Below are 17248 nucleotides of genomic sequence, written 5' to 3'. Positions count from 1 at the left end.
ATAATCAACAGACACCTGATTAACTCGCGCATAGCTATTTTTTCCTTTCGGCTTTAAGCATCTCTGCTCCGGCTAATAAAAGTGCCCCTATTCCGTGCGTATCGTTTAACTCTGTGGGACGGGTGTAGTAAAATTTGATATCTGTATCCATATTGGTACCTATGCAAACGTCCTGCAATTGGCCATCGGGCGTAATCTTGGCTAATAGGCCTTTCCAGCCTTCCTGGGCTATGGCTATGTATTTTTCATTTATCCAACCCTGGTTCACAGCACGGGCAACTGCATACGTATACATAGCAGTTACAGAGGTTTCCAAATAGGAATCCGGCTTATCCAATAATTGGTGCCATAAGCCTGTCTGATCCTGGTAGCGGGCATATCCTACTATTTGCCGAAGCAACAACTTAATTATTTCGGCACGCTTTGGGTGGTTGGCTGGCAGGTTATTTAACAGCTCGACAGTTGCCATTGCTATCCAGCCATTGCTACGCCCCCAGTGGCCAACACCGTTTGTCTGATCGTCGGAATAGTAATTATGGAAAAATAAACCTGTATTAGGATCATACAGATACTTATTAAAATTCTCCACTTGTTTTATCGCGTCGTCAAAATACTTGTTGTCGCCGGTTTGTTTACCCATGCGCGCCAGGAAAGGGATACTCATAAACATATCATCGGCCCAAAGGGTCATGTTGCGGGGAGCTGGACGCGAAAGTGTACCGTCGGATAGACGCAGCTGTTTGTTTAAGATATAATCGGCTGATCTGCTTAAATAAGCTTTGTAATCCTTTCTGTTTGCCAGTGCATCTACATCAAATAACCCTGCCGACATGGCACCGCAAGCATCCAGGTTGCTAATGCTAAAAACGGCGCCGTACTCTACCTTTGGTGCCTTAGCTTTACGCAGAGCCTCAAAGTAACCCAGGTTATCAAAAATAAATGCGAAGTTACGCTGCGAATAATCTGAATACTTTTTATCGCCCAATACATCCGCAGTCTGTATCATACCAATGGTCAATACGCCATTTACATACATCCATTTATTATATTTACTATCTGCTTTAACATCGGGTGATGAAGCCATACCCTTGGTTGAATCGTATTTTTCTTTGGTATTGGTATTAATAAATTTAAAAGAAGTGTTTTGGATCACATTATCCGCAACCTTCCTAATTATCTCTTCTGTATTGCTCGTTTGCCCTAATACGGTGGTTGAACAAAGGACCAGCAACAGGTATAAAAATCTTTTCATATTTCATTATTTTTTTAGATAGTTTTCTTTTTATTCATAGCTCTTACTGCTTTTACCTGCGTTGTGGTAATTGGCCCAGCCTTATTGGTGAAGTTTTTTCTGACATAAGTTAATACAGCGGCAATTTCCTGGTCTTTCAAAAAATCATGCGAAGGCATCACATTGGAGTATGACTCTCCATCGATATCAACACTTTCTGAAAATCCATTGAGCACTACTTTAATTAGCCGTGTTTTATCGCCCAACACATAAGATGTTTTGATTAAGGGTGGGTTCATATTGGGTACGCCACCTCCATCAGCCTGATGGCAGGTTAAACAATACTTTTCATAAATACCCTTGCCATTAACAGCAGTCAAACTTACAACTGACCGAGGCTTAGTTTTAACCTGGGCCAGTAATGGAGTACAATAAAAAAGGCAAGCGATAATCAAGATATATTTTCTCATCCTAGTCATCATTTTTTTGAATAGATAATGCGATAAATAGTCCCTTTAGAATCATCGGTAACATACAGAGAACCATCCGAACCCTGGGCCAGACCGCAGGGACGATGATCTGCTCGACCAGCTGCCGTTTTTTCTGGTGAACCTGAAAAGCCATCCGCAAATACTTCCCAATTACCATCCGGTTTACCATTTTTAAATGGTTGAAAAACCACAAAGTAACCAGCCTGCGGCTCCGGTGCCCGGTTCCATGAACCATGGAAAGCTATAAAGGCCCCATTTTTGTATTTTGCTGGAAATTGGTTGCCAGTATAAAAGAGTAAGCCATTAGGAGCCATATGACCGGGATAGGCCATAGCCGGATCTATATATTTAGCATCCGCTTCTTTTTTTCCATCTCCTCCATATTCCGGTGCTTGTATTTTTTTGTGTTGTATCTGGTCATAATACATGAAAGGCCAGCCGGCGTTGTCGCCTTTTTTAAGGGCATACAAACACTCGGCCGGTAACTCTGCCGATTGTTTAGTGGTATACAGTTCGGGCCATGAACTGTTCAGGTTATCACGTCCGTGCTGCATTACAAACAGTTGATTATCCTGCTGATTCCAATCCATGCCAACCATATTCCGTAACCCGGTTGCATAGCGTACGCCGTCACCGTAGCTTTGATTTAGCTTATCGGTTCTGAACTGCCATACCCCGCCCATCGAATCAAGGATCGGACAACCTGGTATTCCTGGCGAATGCAAACCCCGGTCTTTTTCCTGACAAGCGTTAAACCAGGCACCTATATTCACATAGATATTACCATCGTTATCCAGCGCAAATGATTTTGTTTCATGCTGACGGCCTGCTTTTAAGCCAGTAACAATTTTCTCAGGCTGATCCGGGTTGATCACCTCATTTTTATCGTTTACCTTATATTTAAATACCTCCGTATTTGACGATGCATACAGATACCCGTTCTTCAGAGCTACCTCGGTACCACCATAATTGCCAAAACTAGTTTTAAGCTCGGCTTTGCCATTTGAGGCTTCATGTAATACCAAAATAGCTTTGCCTTCTTTATTAGGCCTGGCCAATTTTACATAGATATCTCCCTGTGGTGTAACCACCAGATGTCGTGCCTTGGAGCCTGTTTCGGCTACTTTCAAGGCGCCAAAACCTTCGGGTAATTTTAATCCGGCATTATCGGCATCAGGTACCACATCCGTTGCGGGTTTCAAAGCATAAAGTGTTATGCTCATTGCAAGAGCGGCGAAAACCGCTGTTAATCTGAATAATTTACTTTTCATACTATTACTCATAGGTTTTATATACAAATTATCATTCTCAAACCGGGATTTACCAGCCTGGATTTTGAGGGTAAGGTGTACCGGTTATTGTTGCATCGATCTGCGCTTGTGGAATAGGCCGTAGTACCTGAAATGGTTTGATATTATTCTTTCCATCTGTATTGTGCAACTTCACCCTCTCCAACAATTTACCGGTTCTGACCAGATCCAGCCAACGCATTAATTCTCCGCAAAGTTCCCTTGAACGTTCGTCCAAGATAAAGTCGAGTGTGAGTTGACTCGCCGTGATATCCATGGCTGAGGCATTGCCCAATGGATAAGCAGCCCTTTCACGCACAGCGTTAACATACTGCACAGCATCGCTTGCCCGGCCGTCCATTAATAAAGCTTCCGCAGCAATCAAATAAGTTTCTGCCAGACGGTAGATGATGATAGGCCGGCTTGATGGAGAGTTTTGATCAGGACGCTTGGTATCAAAATATTTGGTCATAGCAGGCGATAACGCAATGCTATATTTACTCGGCGGGATGACCTGATAACGATATCCAGCAATTTTAGCCGCATTTATTTCATAACCTGGCATCCATATAGCCGTATCCCCTACCGTAAACTTAGGTGCACCAGGCTGAGCATTAGCCGGAGCTCCAGCAGGTAAGGGATTGGGCCATGTTGGAATGGAAGCCGCATTATTACACAGCCAGGTAGTTTGGAAAGTTTTTTTATACCGCTGATCATTAACCCGCTCTTTAAATACAGTGTCAGTAAGCCAATGTGTGGGTACTACTCTGATGTATGGGCGCCCGTAGAGTGTGCTGCGTTGCATACCGGGTTGCACTTCGTACTTAGGTACAAATAAGTGGCACAATAAGTTATCAGGACCACTATTGTTTTGAGTAGGTGAACCGTTATAAGCTAATGTAGGCGTGTGCTGTACTGTCCACAATACTTCACTATTGGCTTCATTGCCTTCTGCAAATACGCTTCCAAAATCCTGTTGTAACCTTAGTCCTCCGGCCGGGGCAACATTGGTGATCAGATCAATAGCTGTTGAATACGCATTTTTATAATCATCAGCTTGCTTGGCCGATGATCCGGCCCGGGTCAGGTATACTTTTGCCAGCAAATGCATGGCTGCAGCCTTTGTTGCCTTGCCAGGAAGAACACCGCTGGTTAAAGGACTTGCCGGAAGTGCAGCAATAGCATCCTTCAAATCCTGAATGATAAAAGCATAAACATCCGCCATAGGTGCTCGAGTGGCAGATGTGGTAGGCGTTGCCTGGAATGTTTTATTGAGTGTTACATCACCCCAAAATTGCACTAGTATAAAGTAATAATTTGCCCGCAGAAACTTGGCCTCTCCTATCATACTGGCTGTTGTAGCAGCGTCAAGACCCGATGGCGCGTTACCAATTAAACCATTACAAGTATTGATGTAGGTATAGCAGTTTTTCCATATCCCGGCTACCGTGCCATCAGAAGCGTTAAAGTTACTGTTGTATTTGACCAGTCCGTTATTACCATCATTGCCGGCAATAAACTCATCAGTACCGGGTACGGTCATTTCAAAATAGGTATCAGGCCCCCAGTTATTTCTGAAACCGGCATAAGCTGCCGTAAGCCCTGCCTGGAAGCCTTGTGTTGTGGCAAAAAAGGCAGGCGTAAGCGTTGATTTTGGATCTTCCACCAGCGTTTTTTTACAAGCTGTAGTTAAAAGACCTAAAAACAAGCAAGTATATAAGTATATAGATATCCTTTTCATCTTATTTTAATTTAAAGTGTCATATTAATACCGAATGTAAATGACTTGGTAGGCGGCGTATCAACGTTTAATGTACCAGCTGTTTCAGGGTCAAGGCCATGAAACTCATTCCGATAAGGCGAAAAAAGAATGAATGGATTCTGTGCCGTTGCGTATATCCGTAAGGACTTGGCCTTAATCCGCCTGGTAATTGCCTCAGGCATATAATAGCCCAAAGTAAGGCTGCGGATTTTTAAGAAAGTGCCATCAAAATAGCTCAATAACGATGAATACGGGGTATTTGTCGACGCAGAGTTTGGTTTAGGATAATAATTCTGATGATTGGTTGGCGTCCAGTAATCTTCATTAATATTATTGTAATTACCCTGGAAAGTATTAATAAAACTTCCGCTTTGGAATATTTTAGAAGTTATTAATCCCCCAACACGGTAAACTCCTACTACTGTAAAATCAAATCCCTTATAGGCAATACGGTTGGTAAAGCCACCTGTATATTTAGGCTGATCCGATCCAAGTATAATCCTATCGTTAGCATTGATTTTTCCATCCTTGTTCACATCTTCAACCCTGATGGTACCAATAACGGAGCCTGTGCCGGTGGTAGTTAACCCCAGGCTTTTAGCCAAAGCACTGTCTGCCTTGGTGTTTTGCCAAATACCAATTTTTTTATAATCAAATATGGCATTGATAGGCTGCCCAACAAATAACCCATTGGTAATATCCTGGGTAACACCACTTGCCAGTTTGGTGACTTTTCCACGGTTAAAGGTGATGTTAAAGTTGGTTGTCCAGCTAAAGCTGTTACGTCCATTTCCGGCTATATTAATAGTGCTCAGGCTTATTTCGAGACCTTTATTCTGCGTTTGGCCCACGTTAGTCAAAATGCTGCTGGGTATGCCCGAGGTTGGCGGCAGCGACAGCGGCAGCAGTAATGACCGGGTATATTGATGGTAGGCATCTACAGCGCCAGTTATTCGTCCGTCAAAGAAGCCAAAATCAAGTCCGAGGTTTAAAGTAGATGTATATTCCCATGTAAGGTTTGGATTAGGTACACTGGTTGGATAAGCACCTGTTAAATTGGTAGAGCCGAAGTTATAGTTTACTGATGATAGCGCGCCCAACGTTTGATATGGATTAATAGCCGTATTACCTACAGTACCATAGCTTGCCCTTAGTTTAAGATTTGTTAATACTTTTGAATCTTTCAGGATAGGTTCCTGAGTAATATTCCATGCTGCTGCGGCTGAAGGGAAAACATGATATTTATTACCAGGTGCCAAACGTGACGAGCCATCTGAACGCATGGTTAAAGTAAGCAGATACTTATTGGCATAACCATAGTTTACCCTCGCCATATAAGAAATGATATCCCATTTGGAGTATGATCCAGATCCACTCAAATTTGACCCATATTGCGGATTAAAATACTGAATACCATCTGACAGAATGTTATTATAACTAAATGAATTTGACTGAGCTTGACTTTCTTGTAAACTGTACAAACCTGTAAAGTTTACATGGTGTTTCTGCGCAAATGTTCTATCATAAGTTAAAACATTCTCCAGGGTATAGTTATAGCTGTAAGTACTTTGATTATTTGCTGTTGACGCCCCTCCAAGGTTATTGGTAGTGGCACTGGCATAGTAGTTTCCATATGTATCGGGCCGTATTTCGGCGCCTCCATTAAACCGGTATTTTAGGCCTGGAGCCAAATTTACTTCTGCGTATGCAGTGGTAAAGGTTCCAAACCTTTTACGGGTTTCAACTACAGCACCGGGCACAAAATTGGCTAAAGGGTTCCATACCTGGTTAGCGCTACCGGCAGTAAATCCTACCAGCTTCCCTGTAACATCATCATAAGGTGTTGAAAGCGGGCTTGCCCGCAATGCTTGCCCAAGCGGGTTGGCATTTTCACCATTGGTATAGCTTAAGGTGTTTAATGCGCTTAAACCAATTTTAACATTCTTACCCAATTGTTGGTCAACGCTCAGTTTAAGCGAGTAACGCACGAATGATTGACCAAAATAGATACCGGTTTCGTTGTAGTATCCACCTGATATAGCATATTGCGTTAAATCATTACCGCCCGAAACTCCTAATTGATGATCGGTTACAAAACCTGTTTTATAAATGAGCTTTTGCCAATCCGTACTGCGCCCACTCTTGATTGAGGCTACTTCCTGTGGAGCAAATGATCCATCTGTTAAAAATGCAGGATCATCAATACCAGTGTACTTACCGGGGTTACCATTAATCAAACCCCATTTTTTCAGATCTTCAAATTGGGAGCCATTCATAACATTATAATTCCCCAACGGCTTATTAAAGCCAGCATAACCGCTATAGCTTATAGACGTACCGCCTTTTTTACCGCGCCTTGTAGAAATCAACAATACACCATTAGCTCCCCTTGAGCCATAAATGGCTGTTGACGAAGCATCTTTTAATACTTCTAAAGAAACGATATCATCAGGATTTATATCATTGAGGCTTCCGTTAAAAGGTAAACCATCTACCACTATCAGCGGAGCGTTAGAGGCGTTAATCGATCTGGTGCCTCGTATTAAAATGGAGGGCGTTGCACCAGGATGACTGTTACCGCCACTTTTCTGAATATCAACACCAGCTGCCTGTCCCTGTAAAGCCTGACCAATGTTGGAGGCCGGGATATCACGAAGTGCCTGTTCATTAACTGATACAATCGAACCAGTTACATCCGATTTTTTCTGAATGCCATAACCAACCACAATTACATCATTGAGTGATTTCAGGTCGGAAAGCATGGTTACATTAATAACCGTTTGATTATTAACAGGTATCCGCTGCTTTTTATAACCTATTGAAGAGAATGTCAGGACTGCATCTGATGATACTTTAAGTGTATAATTACCAGTTGCATTCGTAATAACACCTTTTGAGGTGCCTTCTACTCCTACAGAAACCCCTGGTAACGGCCCATTTGAATCTGATACTTTTCCGGTAACTGTAATTTCATCAGCCGAAGCATTATTAACCTCCCCAGCCATTGCTTTATCTACTTGCGGGCTAATTTTTGATGATTCAGATCTATCATAAATGATAATACCTGAGTTTATTTCCTTAAAAGATAAATGAGTTTTAGCGAACAAATAATTTAAAACCTTGCCAAGCGGCTCATTCTGAAACTTATGCGGTGCTATACTATAGCCCTTTAAATCAGCTGGGTTATAGGAAAATTTAACGTTGGATTGTTTTTCAAGTTTATCCAGGGAGCTTTGTAGTGACTCATTACCAAACGAAATTTTAACGGGGTGGTCTGTTATCTGATCTGCCGTACTATTCGCATGCAAAAGCTGAATAAATACCAATGAGCCAAGAATAACCAACATTAATACCCTCTTAAAAAAAGTAAATAATTTAGTATGTTTTTTTATCATCTTTACGTGGTTTTTTAGTAAAAAACTATCAATGAATTATTGGATTAGCTTGGAACCTGCCAATAACTCATCATTTCAACTCTGGCCGATATTACCGGCATATAGCAGGTAATATTGGCCTTGGTTTGCCGATCTACATTTTTTTCAGATAAACCTCCTTCCCTTTTATATCATAATCCAAATGGTAGATGGTTTTAATGATATCAAGCACATACGGTAAAGTATTATCTCTTGAAAAATGAATGGTGGTTGTTAGATGATTTACCCTTGTATGATCGTAATTAATATGAACATTATAAATATTTTCAAGCCGTATTACCAGTTCATCAAACGGAATACTGTATAGATTGATCTCATTTGATTTCCAGGCAGCTACTTTTTCTGCATCTATTGGCCTAATCTGATGGGTACCTGCTCTTTGGTCATAAACAACCTCTTTACCGAGTGTAATCACACCAAAACTCAATGATTTGTTACCTACTTCAACCCGGCCCCGGGTAACTGATAACCGTACATCACTAATGTTTTTATAAAACTTCACATTAAACGCAGTTCCTAATACACGTGCGTGCAAGCGGCCATAGTGCACAGTAAATGGTGAATGATCATCATGTTTTACATCAAAATAAGCCTCACCATCAACTAATTCTATCTCTCGTGTTTTCCCAAAATGTTCGGGAAACTTCAGTGTCGAGCCTGAGTTTAGCCAAACGGTTGATCCATCAGGAAGCTGTATATTTTTAATATTTCCCTTTGGGCTTGATACCATTACCCAGCTAGCCTCATCATTAGCTGATAATTTTTTATATAAAAGCCCGGAGCAGCACATCAGTAGTAAAGAAGCGGCCATGGTATACCGTGCGGTTGTAGTTTTGATAAAATGCCATCTCCCCAAAATATCTTTGTGAATATTTTGGAGCATTTCTTTTTCTACAGCACGCATCGCCTCCTCATCCCGAAGATGTTCTTCCCCAACCTTATCGTCGGGATCTGGCCTACGCCATAGCATCATGATGATCTGTTTTAAGTTTACATGAACTGTTATTTAAACAGTTTTGGGTTTTGATACTATATACAAGGCTAAGGCAACCTGGTACCAGATTTATTTTATTTTTATAGACAAATGCTAAAACATACCCAGTTTAGTACGCAATATTTTTAAAGCGTTAGAGAGCTGATTTTTAACTGTGCGGGGCGTAATGTTAAGTGTTTCAGAAATTTCGTTGACAGAAAGGTGTTGTTGGCGTGATAAAATAAAAACCTCCTGCATTTTCCGGGGCAGCTCCCTGATCTCTCCATCAATTACTATCGAAAGTTCTTTGGCCATCAAATTATCTTCAGTGGTATACTGATTAACTTCGTCAAGATATAGCAGTTGTTCTAATCTCTTTCTTCTGGCCGAATCCTGCTTATAAAAATTAATAATGTTATTTTTTAATATCTTAAAGAGATAAGAGGGCGTGTAAGCATCGGGGTTAAGATTTTGCCTGCAATTCCATAAATTGATAAAAACCGTTTGTACCAAATCCTTAGCATCTTCCTGCGAGGATGTTGAACGATAAGCCGTTTGATACAAAACACGCCAGTTTCTTTTGTAAAACTCATCAAAGGCGCGGATATCTCCCTCCTTAATTAATACGATCAATTCAATTTCTGAAACCATTGCCTAACACTGATATGATAGATTAGTTATCTCTTTAGTTCCCTTTTACAGGTACCTGATCCAGCAGCCACTTACTCAGATCATCCGCAGCTTTGTCATTGTCAAATCCCATAGCTGCCGGTAACCTGCCATTTGTATACTCATTGTAAAACCAGGGATCACCCACAGCCACTACTCTGCCTTTTCCGTACCGTGCGGTACCTACTATTACATGATTATCATCAACCAGCAGGGGTTTAGCGGGCGCTGATAGTTGAAGCGTGGCGATATCTTTCAGATAAACCTTTTTTGCGGTTTTAAACACCGGATCATTCGCAGGAACATTGATGGCCCCCATTTCAAACTGGGTACCGATCACATGCTTATATAAATCATCATTGAAATGGATTCCGAACTTAGCCGCTAATACATTTAGATGTGGCAATTCGGCATTAGCACTATCATTGGCCATCAGTATCAATACGCCACCCCGCTTAACCCAGTCAGCAATAGCTTTGATATGGCGGGACTCGATATAGTGGGGATTAGATGTTTCTTTTTTAGTGTCCGGGTCAACAATAATATATATATCGGTTCCCTTTAAATTATCTTGTGTTGGTTCATTTTCGAGACTTTTTAAACCAGCTCCATTCTTCTTAAAAATATCTCCCCAGATAGAAAAACCACTACTTTTTATGTCCTCCCAGGTATAGTGATACCTCTCCTGTTCGCCAGCTTTATTTTTTCGGTATTCGTTATTGAAGTAATAATCTAACGTAACCGTTTTTTGTTGCGCCAATAATGGAGGTGATACCATCAAACCAATGATTAATAGAATGTAGTAAGTAGTGATCCTTATCATATTAAAAAAATTTGCAATCAATTATTGAAGATTAAACCCAGTCACCTGTAAAAAAAGGATGTCCCCGCATAAAATACTTGAAGCTATTTGCTGTAGGAAAACTTGATACTGGCAGGCAAAAATCATTTCAGAATTATTATTTTTTCCAGAGTTCAACACAATTTTCACTAACAATTCCCGTAGCAGAGAAGCATACACATTTAAAAAAGTTAAAAATGAGATTAAATGCTCCTACATCACCATTTTGAAATGCTGTTATCGAAACTGTTCTGGGCATAAGCATCAATCTTAGTTTTTAGGGTTAATCAATACCAACTATAATGGAATCAAACCATCACAGTAAAACCGGGCTTAATCATCTGTTTCAATTGCCTCATTTTTTTTCGACGACAGAGGCTATGACCAGGGTTTATTCGCGGTTATAATTGGTTAACTAAATTAGAGATAAATGCTAACCGAAGAACAATAAGTTGAGGTAAAAATGCGCAAACGTTTCCGGAAAATTAACGTCGGCTAAATTGCAGATTATAGTAAACGAACAAAAAACGCCTCAAATATATCATCCAAGCCGCTTTTTGTTCGTAATTTAAAAGAGTGTCCGATTTACGCTTACTTAGCTTTAATCAGTGCCAACAATTTGTTAAAAATCTCGGTATTTTGATACACACCTCTGAAATCGCCAGCGTGAGGACCGTATGCAAATACCGGAACTGGTGTACCGGTGTGATCATTGGTGCTAAAATCGCCCCAAACATATCCGTTCTTAATGCTTCCATCAAGCAGGGTTAAACCACCGGTTTCATGGTCGGCAGTTACTATGACCAGTGTTTCGCCATCTTCATCTGCAAAGCGTAGCGCATTGCCTACAACCTGGTCAAAATCGCTATTTTCGGTAATTACCTGTTTCAGATTATTGCTATGGCCGCCATGGTCAATTTGCGAACCTTCAACCATCATAAAAAATCCCTGCGGACTATTTTTAAACGTGCTGGTAACTTTATTGAAAGCCAGCGGGAGATAATTCCCCCTGCCTTCCATTTTTGGACGGGTTACGCTATCGTCTACCAACGCCACTATTTTAGGTGCCTGTGAACTTAAAAACTCATCAAAATTGCGAATAACGGTATAGCCCTTTTGCTTCATTTTATCCAATGGCGTTTCGCCGTTTACCTTTTCTGTAAAATCCTTATAACCAGATCCCAATAAAATATCAATTGGCGTCGATACCATATCATTGGCAATAGCCGCCGCGCTTGAACGCTCTGACTGATGTGCATAGAATACGGCAGGTGTGGCATCGGTTAATTCGCAGGCAACAATATCAGCGGTTTTCTTTCCGGCTTCTGCGCTATAAACAGCCAATGATTTTAGTGGTTTACCCGATGGATCAACCCCAACTGCGCGATCATCTGTTTTTTGGCCGGTAGCAAAAGCAGTACCGCCTGCTGCAGAATCAGTAATATAAGCATCGGCCGAATAGGTAATAGAAAAACCTATATTTTGCATCTGGAATATATTCAATTGACCCCGGTTAGCTGTATACGTTGAATATATTTGCGACAGCCCCATACCATCACCTATACATAAGATAATATTTTTGACCTTTTTCTGTGACCCATCTGATTTATAGGTTGGATGGTATATCGCGTAAGGTGCGGGTGATAGATATTCGCTGTGCGGCTTTTTATTCAGGAAATCCCCAAGCTCTTCTATTTTATCCGTACCAATCACGTCAACGCCCAGTCTGATCAGGGCTAGCCAACTGCTTTTGGTATCAGGGGTCTCCCAAAAACGGATCATCTTACCTGCTTTGTGCACACTGTCTATCCCAGCCTTCACTCTGCTGATCTCCTCTTTGTTCAGTACACCTTTACCGTTCCATTTCAGATACTTACTAAAGGGAAAGCTTACCAATCCTATCTTCTTCCATTGCTGTGCATTAAAACCATCCATGTGGTCAACATCAAAAGAGATCCAATCCGGGTAGTTAGTCATTTCGGCCGCCGGAGGTACCGCTCCGGTCATCACGATGGATAAACGCCCTGGATGCCCTTCATAAGAAAAATATTGTTCAAGCGGTTTTAATTCTTTGATTACCAGTGGCAATACCGCCTTATAATCATCTTTAATCTCAATCAGCAAACGGAGTTTCCGCTGGGTGTCACGGTTAAACTTCTCGATCAATGGATCTATATATAGTATTTTTAGCGATCGTTTGGCACTGATCTCCTTTTTATCATGAGCCACCATCAACTGGCCATTTACGGCATATACGTCAGCCTCTATTGATCCAAAGCCCTTTTCATAAGCCCTAAAAAAGGGGATATTATTTTTATAATCATTGTGCGAATGCGCATCGGCAACGGTATAGGTTTTTATTGGTGTTTGTGCGTGGGCACTGATACCGGTAATTGCTAAGGCACCTAAAATGGTAATTGCTTTTGTAAAATTATTCATGCGGAAATTGTTGATGTAAAACGGCGGTGCAATATAGCCTCTGTTTTAATTTGCGCCAAAGAAACTGTTATCTTGTTAACACAAATTAAACTGAATGTTAACCTCATCTTTTTCTTAGCGACCATCAACTTTAAAACTTTTTAAACCTTAAATTTTAACACTTTTCCGGTCAAAAACAGAGAAAAAACAGCTAAAAACCTATCGAAAAACCCTCATTTTAACACTTTTTAACAAATTACAGCCCGGTTTTGATGCGTTTTCAAAACTTTAAAAAGTATTAATTTATTGATTATCAAATAACAACCTGGCAAACTACGGCTTTTTGGCTCTTGTATTGCCTTAACTAAACAGCCCGGTTCCCTTTTTGTAAGAGAACCGGGCTGCCGATTTGTATAAATATACGAAAAATTTTCGGCACATCGAAGTGGTAATTTGCCACAGTATATCTTTGTATAAAACTGCTTATTTTATCTTAGATAAATATTTTTGATTTAATGAGCGATCTCCTGTTAAAACATATCCATCAGCATACAGATCTTGCTGCCGACGATGCCGGGCTTGTGATTTCAAATTTCAAAACCAGCCACATCAAAAAACATGAATATCTGATACGGGCCGGTGAAATATGCCGGTATGAAAGTTTTATTGTTAAAGGTTGCCTGAAAGCGTATACTCTTGATGAGCAGGGCACCGAGCATATTGCTTTCCTGGCTGTCGAAAACTGGTATGTTGGTGACCTGTACAGCTTTTTAACCGGACACCCTTCCACATTGTATATATCAGCCCTGGAAGACACCGAAGTATTACAAATAGACAAACATGCGCTGGACAAGCTGCTTATAGCGGTACCAACCATGGAAAGATATTTCAGGATACTCTTTCAAAATGCCTTCGTAGCCTCACAATCACGGGTGATGGAGGCCATCAGCTTTACTGCCGAGCAACGGTACGACATCTTTCTGCAACGCTATCCTACCCTGCAACAACGGATACCGCAATATCTGATCGCATCGTACCTGGGTATAACACCACAGTTTTTAAGCAGGATCCGCCGCAAAAGATTATAAAAACAGGGCAATTTATGAATGTAGTTTCATAGACAGCATTCCGGAGCTGCCGAATTTTGCTTCATGAAAAATATCAGAAACAAAATTTTCAGCACTGCAGGCAACTGGCCCGCAACCATCAGTCGCCTCACACTAGGCCTCATATTATTACCGCATGGCGCTCAGAAACTTCTCGGGCTTTTCGGGGGCATGGGTTTTTCGCCTACCATGCAATACTTTACAGATGTAGTACACCTGCCCTGGCTTATCGGCTTTATTGTAATCATGATTGAGTTTGCGGGCTCCATCCTGCTGATACTGGGTTGGGCAACACGCATCGTCGCGGCGCTGATCATTCCGCTGTTTATCGGCATTATTATTACCCATCACTGGCAGGCAGGCTTTTTTATGGATTGGTTTGGTGCAAACCCAAAAGGTTTTGAAGGGTTTGAGTTTGATCTGTTGATGATCGGTCTGGCCTTGTCACTTGTAATAAGCGGGGGCGGCAGGTTTTCTGTGGATCAGCAGTATTACTTAAATACTCAGGTAAAATAACGATTTAAACATGGCAAAACAGGCTATTACATCGTTGTAGTTGATTTTTTTAATCCCTAATCTTCTATCAGCTACATTTGTGATCCATACCTATTCTAACCATGACATTATCCCGGAGAAGCTTTATTAAAACCACCGCCATTGGAACAGCGGGCTTGATCGGCGCAGCGCCATTGGCCAATGCTTTCGTCTTAACCATTCCTCCCATTACTGATGATCTGTACGCATTGAGCGATCAGTTGTTGGGGCAATGGGCCAAAGGTTTGCTGGCACTGCAGGTTCTGGACAAATCAAATACCGATAATTATGGTGGCCTGTATTGCCCGGCAAACAAAACAGTTCATGGCCGCGGCAGCGATGCTATTTATCCGTTTTATCACCTGGCTCAAAAAACCGGCGATTCCAAATACACAGATGCCGCCGCCCTGCTTTACCGCTGGATGAAAACCCGTGTGAGCCAGCCCGATGGTTCCTGGCTTAACGAGCCCGTGAAAGGCTCCTGGAAGGGCACAACCGTATTTTCGTCGATAGCACTGGCTGAAACGCTAAAAAACCATAGCTCTATCATGGACAACGGATTTAAGGCTGAATTGACCGACCGCCTGCAAAAGGCTGCCAACTATGTTTACACCAATTTTTCGATGGAATATGGCAATGTTAACTATCCTATTACCGCCTCCTACGCGCTATCGCTGATAGGCACGCTATTAGATATACCAAAGTATAAGGACAAAGGCCGTGAGTTTGCGCATACGGCTTTAAAATACATTACACCTAAAGATGGTTTTATATATGGCGAAGGAGGCCCTAACAGCAAGGCAAGTCCGAAGGGATGTTTCTCTGTCGATCTGGGTTATAATGTCGAAGAATCGCTGCCCTCACTGGTGCTTTATGGCTTATTGACTAAAGACGAGGAAGTATTGGACGCGGTAACCCGCAGCCTGCGTACCCACATGGAGTTTATGCTGCCCGATGGTGGCTGGGATAACAGCTGGGGCACACGTAATTATAAATGGACCTACTGGGGCAGCCGCACCAGTGATGGCTGTCAGGCAGCATACACGCTGATGGCCGATCGTGACCCACGGTTTTACAAAGTAGCGTTGCGAAATACCCAACTGCTGCAGGAGTGTACCAAGGATAATTTACTACACGGCGGACCGCATTATGTATCACACCAGGTACCGGTTTGCGTGCACCATACCTTTTGCCACATTAAGGCTTTGACAACCATACTGGAACATGAGCATAAACCGGTGAAAGTGAGTGTTGACAGCGTTAAACTGCCACGTGAAGAAACATACGGGACCCGCTCTTTTAGCGATATACAGACCTGGCTGGTAGCCAAAGGAAAGTTCAGGGCCACCATTACCGGGTACGACAGGGAATATAAGGAAACCAAAAACGGCCATGCCACAGGCGGCGCCCTCACCATGCTCTGGCACGAAAAAACAGGCCCTATATTTGCAGGCAGCATGAACCAATATCAATTGTTTGAGGCCGATAATATGCAACCCGATACCGACCCGCTGTCTATGCCGTTAACACCACGTATAGAACTACGGGTGGGTGATTCGGTATTTACGAACATCAACCATCTGGGAGCCCAGATAGCGCTTGGAGACATCAGCGCACAGGAAGTTATCACAACACGCGCAAAACTGGTGGATAAAAACCAGCAAAATCCACCTGCAGGCGAGGTAAACTGCCAGGTAACTTACCAGTTTGCCGGCGAGCGGGTGATCATCAAATTGAGTGTTGAAAAATCCAGTTATGATGGTCAGGTCAAGATCATCTTGCCGGTAGTTTCCAAGTCAACAGAAAAATTCACCCTCGATGAAAAACGGATCCACATAAGCAAAAACAAGGCGGATTTGCAAATAACATCAACAGGCAAGCTTACTGCGATGCCAATCACCAATAAAGGCAGGGTATTTAACTTTGTACCGGGGTTAGAGGCTATTCCGCTGAGTATTGATCAGAATGAAACAACGATTGTTATTGAAGTAGTGTAATTACATTTAGTAAAAAAAATGTCATTTCGACGAACGCGAGCTTGCTGTGAATGGCGTGAGAAGAAATCTTTTACGAGACGTGCTTATTTAAAAAACAAGTTGTATAAGATTTCTCCTCATTCCTCGTTCGAAATGACATTCTTTTTGATATATCTGAGCTCCATCAAAAGAGCCAGAGCCGTTGTGCGATTCCTTCCCTCGGGAAGAGAAGGAAGGGGTTCCGGACCAGGATAATTATCGGGTGTAGAAACCCCTCCCTGCCATTACACCTGCCCTACGCGCCCCTCCCGTGGGGAGGGAACTAAAAATGCTTTTCTTAATTCAAAATCTTTCGCTTTTATTATAGAAATCACCATCACAACCAGTTTGGATGGCCATATTTTCATAGGCTACCACTCCAGTTTCAGCCTGTGGTCGGTGTTATCACCGCACCACTATTTGCGTTTTCTATGCAACACTTTATCAGCCCCTTAATGTATGGTACGGTGATAACACCGACCATA

At 42.0% G+C, this 17248-nt stretch carries 12 protein-coding genes; 3 read left to right on the top strand and 9 right to left on the bottom strand.

What is annotated here, in order from left to right; genetic code table 11:
- Window positions 1-34: 34 nt before the first annotated feature.
- From G7092_RS00835 to G7092_RS00795, 9 genes are all read right to left on the bottom strand, one after another.
- Window positions 35-1252 carry a glycoside hydrolase family 88/105 protein gene (locus G7092_RS00835; protein ID WP_166085235.1) on the bottom strand — a complete coding sequence of 406 codons (1218 nt, stop codon included), beginning with the start codon at window positions 1250-1252 and terminating at the stop codon, window positions 35-37.
- A 14-nt stretch (window positions 1253-1266) separates the two neighbouring features.
- Window positions 1267-1701, bottom strand: a complete 435-nt coding sequence (locus G7092_RS00830) for a c-type cytochrome (protein ID WP_166085233.1) — start codon at window positions 1699-1701, stop codon at window positions 1267-1269.
- 8 nt (window positions 1702-1709) lie between these two features.
- Window positions 1710-2993: a PQQ-dependent sugar dehydrogenase gene (locus G7092_RS00825; RefSeq protein WP_166085230.1), complete on the bottom strand. Its 1284-nt coding sequence runs from the start codon at window positions 2991-2993 to the stop codon at window positions 1710-1712.
- Between the two features lie 49 nt (window positions 2994-3042).
- On the bottom strand, window positions 3043-4752 hold the full coding sequence (locus G7092_RS00820; RefSeq protein ID WP_166085228.1) for a RagB/SusD family nutrient uptake outer membrane protein: 1710 nt from the start codon (window positions 4750-4752) through the stop codon (window positions 3043-3045).
- A gap of 11 nt (window positions 4753-4763) precedes the next feature.
- Window positions 4764-8120 (bottom strand): SusC/RagA family TonB-linked outer membrane protein, encoded by a 3357-nt coding sequence (locus G7092_RS00815; RefSeq protein ID WP_235953750.1) that lies wholly within the window; start codon window positions 8118-8120, stop codon window positions 4764-4766.
- 181 nt (window positions 8121-8301) lie between these two features.
- Window positions 8302-9180, bottom strand: coding sequence for a FecR family protein (locus tag G7092_RS00810; RefSeq protein WP_166085226.1), 879 nt, complete (start codon window positions 9178-9180; stop codon window positions 8302-8304).
- 114 nt (window positions 9181-9294) lie between these two features.
- Complete coding sequence (locus G7092_RS00805; RefSeq protein WP_166085224.1) at window positions 9295-9831, bottom strand: RNA polymerase sigma factor; 537 nt, start codon at window positions 9829-9831, stop codon at window positions 9295-9297.
- 34 nt (window positions 9832-9865) lie between these two features.
- Complete coding sequence (locus G7092_RS00800) at window positions 9866-10672, bottom strand: DUF4350 domain-containing protein (RefSeq protein WP_235953749.1); 807 nt, start codon at window positions 10670-10672, stop codon at window positions 9866-9868.
- 609 nt (window positions 10673-11281) lie between these two features.
- Window positions 11282-13129, bottom strand: coding sequence for an alkaline phosphatase (locus G7092_RS00795; RefSeq protein ID WP_166085222.1), 1848 nt, complete (start codon window positions 13127-13129; stop codon window positions 11282-11284).
- Window positions 13130-13623: 494 nt separating this feature from the next.
- Here G7092_RS00795 and G7092_RS00790 point away from each other — a divergent pair, with 494 nt between their 5' ends.
- The 3 genes from G7092_RS00790 (at window position 13624) to G7092_RS00780 (ending at window position 16745) form a co-directional block, all read left to right on the top strand.
- Window positions 13624-14196 carry a Crp/Fnr family transcriptional regulator gene (locus G7092_RS00790; protein WP_166085220.1) on the top strand — a complete coding sequence of 191 codons (573 nt, stop codon included), beginning with the start codon at window positions 13624-13626 and terminating at the stop codon, window positions 14194-14196.
- 63 nt (window positions 14197-14259) lie between these two features.
- Window positions 14260-14730: a DoxX family protein gene (locus G7092_RS00785; protein ID WP_166085218.1), complete on the top strand. Its 471-nt coding sequence runs from the start codon at window positions 14260-14262 to the stop codon at window positions 14728-14730.
- A 101-nt stretch (window positions 14731-14831) separates the two neighbouring features.
- Window positions 14832-16745, top strand: coding sequence for an ulvan lysase-like protein (locus G7092_RS00780; protein ID WP_166085216.1), 1914 nt, complete (start codon window positions 14832-14834; stop codon window positions 16743-16745).
- Window positions 16746-17248 lie beyond the last annotated feature (503 nt).

The organism is Mucilaginibacter inviolabilis (genome assembly GCF_011089895.1).
Lineage (GTDB): Bacteria > Bacteroidota > Bacteroidia > Sphingobacteriales > Sphingobacteriaceae > Mucilaginibacter > Mucilaginibacter inviolabilis.
The sequence above is the reverse complement of the archived record's forward strand: the minus strand, read 5'-3'. Positions and strand labels throughout refer to the sequence as shown.